Source organism: Methylobacterium sp. Leaf465, from assembly GCF_001424705.1.
Classification (GTDB): domain Bacteria; phylum Pseudomonadota; class Alphaproteobacteria; order Rhizobiales; family Beijerinckiaceae; genus Methylobacterium.
This window is the reverse complement of record NZ_LMRA01000034.1, coordinates 137451-150915: the sequence shown is the minus strand read 5'-3', so window position 1 is coordinate 150915 and position 13465 is coordinate 137451. Positions and strand designations below refer to the sequence as shown.

The following is a 13465-nucleotide window of genomic DNA, read 5'->3' as shown; positions in this document are numbered from 1 at the left end:
ACCCCGGGCCGGAGCGCCGGGGGGGCGGGGTGAGACAGGCCCGGACGCCATGAATTACCGCCACGCCTTCCACGCCGGCAATTTCGCCGATGTCCTGAAGCACCTCGTGCTGAGCCGGGTGCTGGCGCATCTCTGCCTGAAGCCCACGGGCTTCCGGGCGATCGACACCCATGCGGGCCTCGGCTTCTACGACCTCACCGCCGACGAGGCCGGTCGCACCGGCGAGTGGCGGGACGGCTGGGGCCGCCTCGACACCCCCTTTCCCGAGGCCGTGGAAGCCCTGCTCGGGCCCTACCGCGCGGCGGTGGCGGCGGTGCAGGAGCGGCACGGGGCCGACACCTATCCGGGCTCGCCCGCCCTGATCCGCGAATTCCTGCGGCCCACAGACCAGGGCGTGTTCGTGGAGCTGCACCCGGCGGATGCTGAGATCCTGCGGGCGCGCTTCAACCAGGATTCCCTGTCGAAGGTGATGCATCGCGACGGCTGGACCGCGCTTAACGCGCTGATCCCGCCGCCGGAGCGCCGCGGCGTGGTCCTGATCGACCCGCCCTACGAGGAACTCGGCGAGATCGACCGCCTCGGAACGGCCTTGGCCAGGGCGGTGGCCAAGTGGCCCACCGGGATCTATCTCGGCTGGTACCCGATCAAGGACGTGGCCAAGGTCGACCACATGGTGGCGCAGCTCGACCGGGTTCTCGCCCGCCCGGCCCTGCGCCTCGACCTCATGGTGTCCGAACCCGATCCGACCCGGCTCAACGGCAACGGCCTCATCGTCGTCAACCCGCCGTGGCGGCTCGCCGAGGAAGCGACGCTGTTCCTGCCGGCGCTCGCCGAACGCCTGGCCCGCACCGATTACGGCGCCTTCCGCTGCGAGGCCTTCGGCGCCGAGCCCTAGAGGTCGTCGGGGATCGGCGGAAACCGGCTATCCCGAACACGACGAACGACGAGACCGGAATCGAGGATCTGTCTGGTTCAGGAGGAACCTGACAGACCCCGGGGCGCTCAGGCTCTCGGCATTCAGGCGACCAGGCGCCCTTCCAGGGGGAACACCTTGGCGGGGTTCATCAGCCAGTGCGGATCGAAGACGTTCCGCACCCGCATCTGCTGCTCCAGGTCTTCCTGGGCGTACTGGAAGCGCATGAGCTCGCGCTTCTCGATGCCGACGCCGTGCTCGCCCGTGAGGCAGCCGCCGACCTCGACGCAGAGCTTGAGGATCTCGTCGCCGGCCGCCTCCGCCTTCTCCATCTCGCCCGGCTTGTTGATGTCGAACAGGATCAGCGGGTGCAGGTTGCCGTCGCCGGCATGGAACACGTTGGCGACGCGCAGGCCCTTCTCGGCGCAGATCGCCCCGATGCGCTCCAGCACCCCGGGGAGCTGCCCGGTGGGGATGGTGCCGTCCATGCAGATGTAGTCCGAGATCCGGCCGGTGGCGCCGAAGGCGGACTTGCGGCCCTTCCAGATGGCGGCGCTCTCGGCCTCGGATTTCGAGACCCGGATGCTCGTCGGGTTGAAGTCGCTGGCGATGGCCTCGATGCGGGCGAGCATCGCCGTGCACTCGGCGTCGGACCCCTCGACCTCGATGATCAGCATGGCCTCGGCGTCGCGCGGATAGCCCGCCTGGGCGAAGTCCTCGGTGATCAGGATCGCCTCGCGGTCCATGTACTCGATCGCCACCGGGATGATGCCCGCGCCGATGATCGCGGCCGTGCAGGCGCCCGCATCCTCCACCGAGCCGAAGCCGACCAGCGCCGGGCGCGCGCCCTCCGCCGCCCGCAGGATGCGCACGGTCGCCTCGGTGACGATGCCGAGCTGCCCCTCCGAGCCGCAGACGAGACCGAGGAGGTCGTAGCCGGGCGCGTCGAGATGCGTGCCGCCGATCGTCACCACGGTGCCGTCGTTCATCACGAGGGTCACGCCGAGCAGGTTGTTGGTGGTCACCCCGTACTTGAGGCAGTGCGCCCCGCCCGAATTCATCGCGATGTTGCCCGCGATGGTGCAGGCGAGCTGGCTCGAGGGGTCGGGGGCGTAGAAGAAGCCCTCGTGGCTGACCGCGCCCGAGATGGCCAGGTTGGTGATGCCGGCCTCGACCCGCGCGGTGCGGTTCTCGAAATCGATGTCGAGGATGCGGTTCATCTTCGAGATGCCGAGGATCACCGCATCCTCCTGGGCGATGGCGCCGCCGGCCAGGGAGGTGCCGGCGCCCCGCGGCACCACCCTGACGCCGTTGGCGTGGCAGAACGCCATCACGGCCGAGACCTCGGCGGTGGTGGAGGGCAGCACCACGGCCAGGGGCATCTTGCGGTAGGCGGTGAGCCCGTCGGTCTCGAAGGCGCGGCGCTCGTCCTCCGTCGTGACCAGGGCCTCCGGAGCGACCAGGGGGGCGAGGCCCGCGATGATCGCCTCGCGGCGGGCGACGATGGCGGCATCGGGCACGGGAAAGGCGATCGACATGGGCATGTCCTCCGGGGGCGGGCCATCTTCATTATCCGCTCAGCCGCGATCGCCTATAAGCAAGCGGCGGTGAGAGACGGAGGGACGGACGGCGCTTTGCGGTGGACCTTAGGACAAACGCCGGCGCGGCGCATCCGGTTCGTGGCCTCGACCGCGGCGGCGGAACCGAATGCCGCCGGGGAAGCTTCCTTTGGCCGCAGCTCATCGCGGCGGACCTTGCGCGTTCCTGTCTCGATCTGTTCTAAACGGGTAAGCTCTGCCATAAGCCCAAGCGGCTGAAGCCGCTTCTAGGAGGAAAAACACGATGCGTCATGTCATGTTCGGCGCCGCCCTGGCCCTGCTGCTGCCTCTGTCGGCGCATGCCGAGGGCGACGCCGCCGCCGGCGAGAAGGCCTTCGCCCCCTGCAAGGCTTGCCACAACTTCGAGAAGAACGGCGTCGGCCCGACCCTGAAGGGCGTCGTGGGCTCGAAGGCCGGCGAAGGCGCGGACGGCTACGCCTTCTCGGCGGCCCTGAAGGCCTCCGGCATCACCTGGGACGAGGCCAATCTCCACGAGTGGCTGGTCGACCCGAAGAAGAAGGTTCCGGGCACCAAGATGGTCTTCCCCGGCATCAAGGACCCCAAGAAGGTCGACGACATCATCGCCTACCTCAAGACCAAGTCCTGATCCTGAGGACCTGATTCCGAGGCCCGGGGTTCCGCGATCGGTCCGGCCTGTCCTTCGGGGCCGGCCGGGTTCATCCGCCCGGGCTCGATCAGGAAGCCGTTCCTGCCACGGCGGGAGCGGCTTTTTTCATGCCTCGCGTCCCTCAGGATCCGCGTCGCGCGGCGTCGCGGCCGGAGGGAACGGAGCGGTCCCTCCCCTCGCCGAGGCTGATTTGGTCTTCGCCGGCGCCGGCGCCGGCCTGGCCCTCGCCGAGACCCGCATGCAGCGCGCCGCGCAGGTTCATCAGGGTGTCGAGGAGGGCCCGCCGCCCCTCGAGATCGAGGCCGGTCAGGCCGCCCACCTCGTCCGGCACGCATTCCATCCGGCCGCGCAGGGCCCGGCTCTGCTCGGTCAGGAAGATGCTCACCTGCCGCTCGTCGGCCCGGTCCCGCGCCCGCTTCACGTGGCCGGCCGCCTCCAGCCGCTTGAGCAGGGGCGTCAGGGTTCCGGAATCCAGGAACAGGCGCTGGCCGATCTCCTTGACCGTCAGCCCCTCCTCCTCCCACAGGACCAGCAGGACCAGATATTGCGGGTAGGTCAGGTCATGCGCTGCCAGCAGGGCCCGATAGGCCCGTCCGAAGGCATGGGCCGTGGCATAGACGGCAAAGCAGAGCTGGCTGTCCAGGCTCAGGGCGTCCGGGGATGCCGGCTCCGCCACCGGCTCCCGGCGCGTGCGGGTCTGCCGTCCCGACATATTCAACGATCCTTCACGATGGGCCGCGCGCCGAACTCGGGCCGCGGGACCGATCTTATTCAAATTTCATATTGCGCACAATCAAGTTCTATGCGAGGAAATAACTAGGTTGCGCGCAATCGATATGGACCGGCCCCGGCCGGACCGACGCGTGCGATCCCCGCGTTCGTTCAGCAGGAGAGACCGACATGAAGGCACTCTACACCGCCCACGCCCATGCCACCGGCGGCCGTGAAGGCTCCGCCGCGACCGACGATGCCAAGGTGGACGTCAAGCTCTCCACCCCCAAGGAGCTGGGCGGCGGCGGTGGCGCCGGCACCAACCCGGAGCAGCTCTTCGCGGCCGGCTACGCCGCCTGCTTCCTCGGCGCGATCAAGTTCGTGGCCGGCAAGGACAAGATCACGGTGTCGGAGGAGTCCAAGATCGAGTCGAGTGTCGGCATCGGCCCGCGGGACGACGGTACCGGCTTCGGCCTCGTCGTCGCCCTCAAGGCGACCCTGCCGGGCCTCGACCGGGCGGTGGCCGAGGATCTGGTGAAGCGCGCCGACGTGGTGTGCCCCTACTCCCACGCCACCCGCGGCAACATCCAGGTCGACATCTCGGTCGCCTGACGGCTCCCGGCCGTGGAGCAGGACTCCCCGGCCCCGTCGTGCGCCTGGGACGTCAGAAGTGGCGTCCCAGGACCTCGCGCACCCGCTCGACCATCTCGGCCACCGGCACCGAGAACTGGGCCGGGCGCGCGGCTTTCCAGGCGGCGTTGCTGGTGATGGCGGCCGCCGCCTTGGCGCCCTCGATCAGGTCCTTGATCTGGACCTCGCCGGCCTCGCGCTCGTTCGAGCCCTGGATGATGGCGCAGGGGGATCCGCGCCGGTCGGCATACTTCATCTGCGCCTTCATGCCCGAGCCGCCGAGATAGAGCTCGGCCCGGATGCCGGCCTCGCGCAGGGCCGCGACGAGGCGCTGGTAATCGGCGACGTTGTCCCGATCGAGTACCAGCACCACCACGGGGCCGGGCTTGGCGAGGCCGTCCAGCAGCGGGCTCTTCACCAGCTGCAGCGCCGAGAACAGGCGCGAGACGCCGATGGAGAAGCCGGTGGCCGGCACCGGCTCGGCGCGAAAACGCCCGACGAGGCCGTCGTAGCGGCCGCCGCCCGAGACCGAACCGAAGCGCACCACCTGTCCGTCCTCGTTGGTCACCGGGAAGGTCAGCTCCGCCTCGTAGACCGGGCCGGTGTAGTACTCGAGCCCGCGCACCACCGAGGGGTCGATGCGGATGCGGGCGTCGTAGCCGGCCGCCGCGAACAGGGCGGCCATCTCGGCGAGCTCGCGCACGCCCTCCAGGCCGATGGCGCTGCCCGCCAGGGAGGTTTCGAAGTTCGCCAGGGTGGTGGCGTTGTCGGCCGGCGCCGATCCCGCTCCGGTCCAGCCGGTGAAGGCCAGCACCCGGCCGATTGCCTCATCGGGCAATCCGGCGCCCTTGGTGAAGTCGCCGCTCTCGTCCTTGCGCCCCGCGCCCAGCAACTCGCGCACGCCCGCGTCGCCGAGGCGGTCGAGCTTGTCGATGGCGCGCAGCACGGTCAGGCGCTGACCGGCCTTGTCGGGACCGCTGAGCCCGATCGACTCCATCAGCCCGTCGAGCACCTTCCGGTTGTTGACCTTGACCACGTACTGGCCGGTGAGCCCGAGCTTCTCCAGGGTGTCGGCCATCAGCATGCAGATCTCGGCATCCGCCGCCACCGAGGCGGCGCCCACGATGTCGGCGTCGAACTGCATGAACTGGCGGAAGCGCCCCGGACCCGGCTTCTCGTTGCGGAAGACGTAGCCGGCGCGGAAGCTCCGGTAGGGCTTGGGGATCGCGTCGAAGTGCTCGGCTACGTGCCGGGCCAGGGGGGCGGTGAGGTCGTAGCGCAGCGAGAGCCAGGATTCGTCGTCGTCCTGGAAGGAGAACACGCCCGCGTTCGGCCGGTCGAGGTCGGGCAGGAACTTGCCCAGCGCCTCGGTGTACTCGACGAAGGGCGTCTCCAGCGCCTCGAAGCCGTAGAGCTCGAAGCTCTGCCGGATCGTCTCCAGCATCCGGTGCTGGGCGGCGATCTCGTCCGCGCGCCGGTCGACGAAACCGCGCGGCAGGCGCGGCTTCAGGGTGTCGGCCTTCGTTGAATCGGCCTTGGCCATGGTGATCTTCGCGTCCATCGGGGCTGTTCGGGGTCCCGGGGGCTCTATCGCGGGTGGCGGGGGGCGGCAAGCAGGGGGGCGTTCAGAGCCTCAGGGCCAGGAGGGCCGCGAGGCTGAGGAGGGCGATGGGGATCTGCACCGGGCGCAGGCGCGCGAAGAACAGGGGCGCCTCGCCCCGCCGTGCCGCGATCGGGTCGAGCACCGCGATCGCCCCGAATCCGACGAGGAGCAGGACCAGCGCGGCCACTGCCGCGTCCAGGGTCGCCAGCGCCAGGGCGACGAAGCCGAGGCTGAACAGCCCGATCATGGTGGCCATCTGGGTGAGGGTCGGCCCGCCCTCGGTGCGGAAGCTGAGGCCCCGGCGCACGCCCGACAGGAACAGCAGGATGGCGCAGCCCCAGAGGATCGTCAGGAGCAGGGCGGCCTCGCCCAAGGGATCGCCGGGCCGGACCCAGGCGGTGACGGCGCCGACCACGAAGGGCAGCATCGGGCCGTAGCCGAACACGATGCTGAGCCAGGGGACGGCGCGCGGTTCGGTGACCCGCAGGGTCCGTCCGTCGGGTCGATCGTGCATGGTCGGGGGCTCCGGTGGCTGAGGCTCCCTCGCCAAACCGGGGCGGGGGCGGCCTGTTCCGCCGGGCGGCAATCCGCCCTCAGGCGGTCTCCGGCTCGCGCGCGCCCCGAGCCTTCTCGGTGTCGCGGCCGGGTTCGCTCCCGCTCTCGGCGGCGGCGCCGTTCGCGGACGACCCGTCGCCCGGATGTCCGTCACCTTCGCCTCGGCCGCGACTCTCGCTGGTGGTGTCGAGCCACAGGACGAGGCCGAGGGCGACGAGGGCGGGCGCCCCCAGCGCCAGGAAGGCGCCGGTCCAGCCGAGCATCGCCTGGGCGAGGCCGCCGTACCAGGCCGAGAGGGCGCCGCCGATGCCCTGGAGGGCGTTGAGGGCGCCGAGCGCCGTCTGGGTGCGACCGGAGCCCCAGGTCAGGTCGGCCACCACCACCGGCACGGCCACGCCGATGATGCCGGATGCGACGCCGTCGAGGATTTCGGCCGAGATCAGCCAGAGGGGATCGTCGATGAAGGCCGAGAGCGCGGCGCGGACCGGCAGCACCGCGCAGGCGGCGATGAGGAGCTGGCGCCGCCCGCGCCGGTCGGCGAGCGATCCGGCGAAGAGCGCCACGGGGATCATCACCAGCTGCGCCACCATGACGTAGCGGGCGGTCCAGCTCGTGGCGTCGACGGCGGTGGCCACCAGCTTCTGGCCGAGCAGCGAGAGCATGCCGCCGTTGCCGAGGTTGAACAGGGCCAGCGCCACGGCGAGGACGAGGAGCTTGCGGTTGGCCACGATGCTGCGCAGGCCGGCGCGCTCAGGCGTGTCGTCGCCCTCCTCCTGCCAGCCCACGGCCCGGCGCTCGCTGTAGCAATGCCCCGGCGTCGTCAGCGCCGCCACGATGGCCAGCACCGCCATGGCGCCCAGCACCCAGAAGGCGATGGCGGGGCCGAACCAGCCGGTGCCGAGGCTGATGCCGCCGGCCGCGAGCAGGATGCCGAGATGGTTGAAGGCCTGGTTGCGGCCCTGTTGCTTCGGAAAGCGGTCCTTGCCGACGATGCCGAGGGTCAGGGCGGTGACGGCCGGCAGCAGCAGCGTGCCGCCCGCCGCCGCCATCATCTGCGCGGCGAAGACCGGGATGACGCCGCGTGCGGGGAGCAGCAGCAGGGTGCCGCACAGGATGGCGCCGCAGGCCACGGCGATCAGCATCCGGGGCCGGCCGAGGCGGTCGACCAGGGCGCCGAAGGGGCCGCTGAGGAGGAGGGAGCCGATCCCCACCAGGGTGGTGACGAAGCCGATCCGCGAGGGGCTCCACGACGCGGCTTCCGCGAGCCAGGTGCCGAGGAACGGTCCGAGCCCGCCCTGGATGTCGCCCGTGAAGACGTTGATCAGGGCGAGGTGGTGTGTGGCGAGCATGCGATCCCGGGGCTGAGGCGATCCGGCGACCGGCGGCACGCGGGGCCGCGGCCGGACTGGCTGCGAGTAACGGCCAAGTCCGGCCTTCGATCCTCAAGTCCGGCCTTCGATCCTCAGGACCCCGGATCCCGCCCCGGGCGGACGGGGCGCGACGCGCGCTCTCAGGAGGCGAGCGGGCCGGTCTCGCCCTGGGCCTGGGCCTCCATGGCCTTCTGGCGGTAGAGGCCGACGAAGTCGATCGGGTCGATGTAGAGGGGCGGGAAGCCGCCGTTGCGCACGGCCTCGGCGACGATCTGGCGCGCGAAGGGGAAGAGCAGGCGCGGGCACTCGATCATCACGGCCGGGTGGAGCTGGTCCTGCGGGATGTTGCGCATGCGGAAGATGCCCGCATAGGTCAGCTCGAAGGCGAACAGCACTTCGTTGGCGATCTTGGCATCGCCTTCCAGGGTCAGGTCGACCTCGAAATCGAACTCGGCCACCTGCTTGGCGTTGACGTTCACCTGGATGTTGATCTGCGGCCCGCTTTCCTGCGGCTGCAGGGAGCGCGGCGCGTTCGGATTCTCGAAGGAGAGATCCTTGGTGTACTGCGCGAGCGCGTTGATCGTCGGCGTCGCGTCGTCGGTCTGCGCCGTGGCGCCACCGTTGCCGTTCGGTGCCGGAGTGTCGGCCATGGCGTTCTGTCCTCTTCCTGGATCGTCGGGGCGCGGTGGGGCCCGGGTCTGATGCGCTCTCCCGGGGGCGAACCCCGTGGGCGCCGATCCCGGTCGCCCGGAACCGGGCGCACCGGCCTGCACACTGGCCTGCCACCAACCGCCCGGCCCGCGCGATAGCGCGCTATCACGCTCGCCCGCACGGGACAAGGCGAGCCCGGGAGCCCGGGACGCGGGACCCGTCGGGGCCGCCGCCGGGTCAAGGCGGCGCAGGCGCACGCCCTCGCCTGGAATCGCCGCCCGCGATATCCATATCTCCGCACGAGCCCGGAGGTTCGACCCCGATCGAGACTTCCGCGCGCAGGAACCCGGCCTGCGCCTTGCGCGGGGCGCGGGGAATGCGCGACATGGCCAGATCTTTCTGGCCAGATCTCTCCCGGCCAGATCCTTCCTGGCCGGACTTATTCGGCCGGGCGTGTCTCGGCCACGCATGTCAGCCGAGGACCCGGGCCGGGTTTCCAGAGCCCCGTGAAGTAACGTATTCGTGCCACGGCCACGATCGGATCAGTGATGCAGGACTCCTTCGACTTGACGACCCTGATCTTTCTCGCGCTGGCGGTCTTCGTCATCTGGCGCCTGCGCTCGGTGCTGGGTCAGAAGACCGGCACGGAGCGCTCGCCCTTCAAGCCGGTGGACCGCAGCCGCACCGAGCCGCCGGCCCGCGGGGAAGGCGACAACGTCGTGCGCCTGCCCGGCGCCGACCGGGTCCAGCCCCCGGCCGATCGCGGCCAGACCGCGGTGAAGACCGACGTGCGCGACTGGCGCGGCATCGCCGAGCCCGGCTCGGCCATCGCCCAGGGCCTCGAATCCATCGTCCAGGTCGAGCCCGCCTTCGATCCGCGCGCCTTCGTCGAGGGGGCCCGCAGCGCCTACGAGGCGATCGTGATCGCCTTCGCCAAGGGCGACCGCAAGACCCTGCGCAGCCTGCTCTCCCGCGAGGTCTGCGAGGGCTTCGAGCGCGAGATCGACGCCCGCGAGGCCCGCCGCGAGACCGTGGAGACCACCTTCGTCTCCCTCGACAAGGCCGAGATCGTGGCCGTCGACGTGAAGAACCGCGTCGCGCAGGTCACCGTGCACTTCCTCTCCCACCTCATCACCGCCACCCGCAACGCGCAGGGGCAGGTGACCGACGGCAGCGCCGAGGCGGTGGTCGAGGTGCCGGACGTCTGGACCTTCGCCCGGACGCTGGGCACCCGCGACCCGAACTGGCAGCTCGTCGCCACGGAAGCCGGCGCCTGAGCCTCAAGGGGCCCAAGGTCGCGTGATCCGGTTCTTCCGTCCCGCGGCGAGTCTCCTCGCCGCCCTCAGCCCCCGGCTCGGCCGCCCCCGCGGCCGAGCCGTTTCGCGTGGGCGGGGCCGTGCTGGAGCCGGTCGATCCCGCCTCGCTGCCGGGGTTCCCCGGCCCCGACGCCGGCGCGGCGCTCGCGGCCTTCCGCCGGACCTGCCGGACCCCGCCGGGGACGCCCCAGCCCGCCACCGTCGCGGGCGCGCCCGAGGCGCTCCGGACCGCCTGCGCCCGGGCCGAGACCGTGTCCGAGACCGTGGCTGACGCCGCGGCGGCCCGCTTCTTCGCCGAAGCCTTCACGCCCTACCGGATCGTCAGGCCTTCGGCCGGGGGCAAGCCCGAGCAGCGCACGGGCTTCCTCACCGGCTACTTCGAGCCGGAACTCGTCGGCGCCGTCACCCCGAGCCCGGATTTCACCGCCGCGGTGCTGGCCCGGCCCGACGACCTCGTCAGCCTGGAGCCCGGCGAGACGCGGCCCGGCCTCGACCCGTCCTTGCGCGCCGCGCGCCGGACCGGCGACGGCTTCGAGGCCTATCCCGACCGGGCCGCGATCGAGGACGGCGCCCTAGGCGCCCGCGCCCGCCCCCTCCTCTACCTGCGCGACGCCGTCGACCTGTTCGTGCTCCAGGTCCAGGGCTCCGGCCGGGTCCGCCTGACCGACGGGCGCTCCGTCCGGGTCCTCTACGACGGCCGCAACGGCCGGCCCTACACCTCCATCGGCAAGCTCATCGTGACGGAGGGGCACCTGCCCCTCGACGGCCTCACCCTGGCCCGCTGGACCGGCTGGCTGCGGGCCAACCCCCGGCACGCCGCCCGGCTGATGCGGGCCAACGCCTCCTACATCTTCTTCCGCCTGGCCGAGATCGACGACCCGACGCTCGGGCCGCCCGGCGGGGCCGGCGTGCCCCTGAGCCCCGGCCGCAACCTCGCGGTGGACGCCACCCTCTGGCGCTACGGCCTGCCGTTCTGGCTCGAGGGCCGGATCGCCGGATCCGCCGAGCCGGGGCGCCTCGTCGTCGCCGCCGACACGGGGTCGGCCATCGTCGGCCCGGCGCGCGGCGACCTCTATCTCGGCACCGGCGCGGAGGCGGGGATCGCCGCCGGCAACCTGCGCGACGCCGTCGGCTTCGTCGTCCTGCTCCCGAAATCCGGGACGTCCGCCCCATGAAGACGCCCCGGCGCCCGCGCGGCCTCTCCGGGGAGGACGCCTATCTGTGGGGCGAGATCGCCCGGCTGATCACGCCCCTGCGCGGCCGCCTCGCGGGGCGGGGCGCGGCGGGCAAGCCGGCCGCCGCCACGCCGGCCCCGGCGACGCCCGCGGGGGCGTCGTCCAAGGTCGTCCCCGCCAAGTCCGCCATCGCCAAGTCCGCCATCACCAACTCGGGTCCCGCCAAGCCCGCGCCCCCGAAACCGATGCCCCGGACGCTGGCCAAGCGCGCGGCGCTGAAGCCGAACCCGCCGCCGGCGCCGCCGGCCCCCGTTCTGGCACCGGCACCGCCGACCGCGCCCGGTCTCGAGCGCCGCGTCCGCCTTGCCCTGCGCCGGGGCGCCCTCCAGGTCGATGCCCGGATCGATCTCCACGGGATGTACCAGGCGGAGGCGCACGGGGCGCTGATCGGCTTCCTGATGCGGGCCCGGGCGTCGGGCCACACCCACGTCCTCGTGGTCACCGGCAAGGGCGGCCCGACCTACGACGACGCCTTCTCCGAGCGCGGCGTGCTCCGCCGCAGCGTGCCCCACTGGCTGCGCGCGCCGGAGCTGCGCACCGTGGTCCTCGGCTTCGAGGAGGCGGCCCGCCACCACGGCGGCGCCGGGGCCCTCTACGTCCGCCTGCGCCGCCGCTGAGGGCCCCTGGCGGTGCCCCGACGGACGGACCTTGCGAAAAGCCGGGAAACGCGCTACCGCTGAGGCCTCTCCTCGTTACGCCGTGTTGCATCCGTGAGCCCCTGGCTCCGCCAAGACGATGCGCGGAGCCGTCTTTCCCCAGGACGGACCGACTGATCGGCGCCGAAACGGCGCCCGGCGACCAAACTCCCCGACTGCCCTGTCCGACCCTCTGCCCCGCCTCGCCCTTCCCGCCGGTTCTGAATCCCCCATGACGTCACCGTACGAGACCCTCCCCGTGGAAAGCCCGGCCGAGGGCGGAATCGTCGCCGCCGATCTCGACGGCATGCGCGAGGTCAAGCTCCAGGACCTCAAGTCCAGGACGCCGACCGACCTGATCGCCTTCGCCGAAGAGGTCGAGGTCGAGAACGCCTCGACCATGCGCAAGCAGGAACTGATGTTCGCCATCCTGAAGCAGCTCGCTGCCAAGGAAGTCGAGATCATCGGGGCCGGGACCGTCGAGGTGCTGCAGGACGGCTTCGGCTTCCTGCGCTCGTCCGATTCGAACTACCTGCCGGGTCCCGACGACATCTACATCTCGCCGACGCAGATCCGCCGCTTCGGCCTGCGCACCGGCGACACCGTCGAGGGGCCGATCCGCGGACCCAAGGACGGCGAGCGCTACTTCGCGCTGCTCAAGGTCAACACGATCAACTTCGAGAACCCGGAGAAGATCAAGCACAAGGTCCATTTCGACAACCTGACGCCGCTCTTCCCGACGCAGCGCTTCAAGCTCGAACTGGACAATCCCCCCAAGAAGGATTTCTCGCCGCGGATCATCGACATCGTCGCCCCCATCGGCAAGGGCCAGCGCGCCCTGATCGTGGCGCCGCCGCGCACCGGCAAGACCGTGCTGATGCAGAACATCGCGCAGTCGATCACCATCAACCACCCGGAATGCTACCTCATCGTGCTGCTCATCGACGAGCGCCCCGAGGAAGTCACCGACATGATCCGCTCGGTGAAGGGCGAGGTCATCGCCTCGACCTTCGACGAGCCGGCCACCCGCCACGTGCAGGTCGCCGAGATGGTGATCGAGAAGGCCAAGCGCCTCGTGGAGCATGGCCGCGACGTGGTCATCCTGCTCGATTCGATCACCCGCCTGGGCCGGGCCTACAACACCGTGGTGCCGTCCTCCGGCAAGGTGCTCACGGGCGGCGTCGACGCCAACGCCCTGCAGCGCCCGAAGCGCTTCTTCGGTGCCGCCCGCAACATCGAGGAGGGCGGCTCGCTCTCGATCATCGCCACCGCGCTCATCGACACCGGTTCGCGCATGGACGAGGTGATCTTCGAGGAGTTCAAGGGCACCGGCAACTCCGAGATCATTCTCGACCGCAAGGTCTCCGACAAGCGCATCTTCCCGGCCATCGACATCACCCGCTCGGGCACCCGCAAGGAAGAGCTCCTGGTGCCGCCGGATGCGCTCAAGAAGACCTACGTCCTGCGCCGCATCCTCAACCCGATGGGCGTCACCGACGCGATCGAGTTCCTCATGGACAAGCTGCGCCAGACCAAGAGCAACAACGACTTCTTCGACTCGATGAACACCTGAGACCGACCCGACCGGACCCGCGCGGCATCAGCCTACGGGTCCGGTCG

At 71.1% G+C, this 13465-nt stretch carries 13 protein-coding genes; 7 read left to right on the top strand and 6 right to left on the bottom strand.

Annotation, left to right across the window (positions count from 1 at the left end; genetic code table 11):
* Positions 1–49 precede the first annotated feature (49 nt).
* Positions 50–895: a 23S rRNA (adenine(2030)-N(6))-methyltransferase RlmJ gene (rlmJ, locus tag ASG51_RS15810; protein ID WP_056218469.1), complete on the top strand. Its 846-nt coding sequence runs from the start codon at positions 50–52 to the stop codon at positions 893–895.
* Between the two features lie 122 nt (positions 896–1017).
* On the opposite strand, the gene ASG51_RS15805 is transcribed toward rlmJ, so the two are convergent.
* Entirely contained in the window at positions 1018–2451 is a 1434-nt protein-coding gene (locus ASG51_RS15805) for an FAD-linked oxidase C-terminal domain-containing protein (RefSeq protein ID WP_056218466.1), read from the bottom strand.
* 304 nt (positions 2452–2755) lie between these two features.
* Between ASG51_RS15805 and ASG51_RS15800 the strand changes: the two genes are divergently transcribed.
* Entirely contained in the window at positions 2756–3118 is a 363-nt protein-coding gene (locus ASG51_RS15800; RefSeq protein ID WP_056218463.1) for a c-type cytochrome, read from the top strand.
* Positions 3119–3260: 142 nt separating this feature from the next.
* Here ASG51_RS15800 and ASG51_RS25375 read toward each other — a convergent pair whose 3' ends face one another.
* A complete protein-coding gene (locus tag ASG51_RS25375; protein ID WP_156389745.1) occupies positions 3261–3851 on the bottom strand; it encodes a MarR family transcriptional regulator in 591 nt (196 codons plus the stop codon).
* A gap of 188 nt (positions 3852–4039) precedes the next feature.
* Between ASG51_RS25375 and ASG51_RS15790 the strand changes: the two genes are divergently transcribed.
* On the top strand, positions 4040–4462 hold the full coding sequence (locus tag ASG51_RS15790; RefSeq protein WP_055946503.1) for an organic hydroperoxide resistance protein: 423 nt from the start codon (positions 4040–4042) through the stop codon (positions 4460–4462).
* Positions 4463–4514: 52 nt separating this feature from the next.
* Here ASG51_RS15790 and hisS read toward each other — a convergent pair whose 3' ends face one another.
* From hisS to secB, 4 genes are all read right to left on the bottom strand, one after another.
* On the bottom strand, positions 4515–6023 hold the full coding sequence (gene hisS / locus ASG51_RS15785; RefSeq protein ID WP_056382066.1) for a histidine--tRNA ligase: 1509 nt from the start codon (positions 6021–6023) through the stop codon (positions 4515–4517).
* An 82-nt stretch (positions 6024–6105) separates the two neighbouring features.
* Positions 6106–6597 (bottom strand): DUF3429 domain-containing protein, encoded by a 492-nt coding sequence (locus ASG51_RS15780; RefSeq protein ID WP_056218460.1) that lies wholly within the window; start codon positions 6595–6597, stop codon positions 6106–6108.
* Between the two features lie 79 nt (positions 6598–6676).
* Entirely contained in the window at positions 6677–7987 is a 1311-nt protein-coding gene (locus tag ASG51_RS15775; protein WP_082514038.1) for an MFS transporter, read from the bottom strand.
* 161 nt (positions 7988–8148) lie between these two features.
* Positions 8149–8658: a protein-export chaperone SecB gene (gene secB / locus ASG51_RS15770; RefSeq protein WP_056218455.1), complete on the bottom strand. Its 510-nt coding sequence runs from the start codon at positions 8656–8658 to the stop codon at positions 8149–8151.
* 549 nt (positions 8659–9207) lie between these two features.
* Between secB and ASG51_RS15765 the strand changes: the two genes are divergently transcribed.
* From ASG51_RS15765 to rho, 4 genes are all read left to right on the top strand, one after another.
* Complete coding sequence (locus tag ASG51_RS15765; protein WP_056218452.1) at positions 9208–9936, top strand: Tim44/TimA family putative adaptor protein; 729 nt, start codon at positions 9208–9210, stop codon at positions 9934–9936.
* Between the two features lie 107 nt (positions 9937–10043).
* On the top strand, positions 10044–11150 hold the full coding sequence (locus tag ASG51_RS15760; RefSeq protein ID WP_082514037.1) for a murein transglycosylase A: 1107 nt from the start codon (positions 10044–10046) through the stop codon (positions 11148–11150).
* Positions 11147–11827, top strand: a complete 681-nt coding sequence (locus ASG51_RS15755; protein WP_056276401.1) for a Smr/MutS family protein — start codon at positions 11147–11149, stop codon at positions 11825–11827. The genes ASG51_RS15760 and ASG51_RS15755 overlap by 4 nt, the downstream gene beginning before the upstream one ends.
* Positions 11828–12077: 250 nt before the next feature.
* Positions 12078–13418 (top strand): transcription termination factor Rho, encoded by a 1341-nt coding sequence (gene rho, locus ASG51_RS15750; RefSeq protein WP_056218446.1) that lies wholly within the window; start codon positions 12078–12080, stop codon positions 13416–13418.
* The last annotated feature ends 47 nt before the right edge of the window (positions 13419–13465 follow it).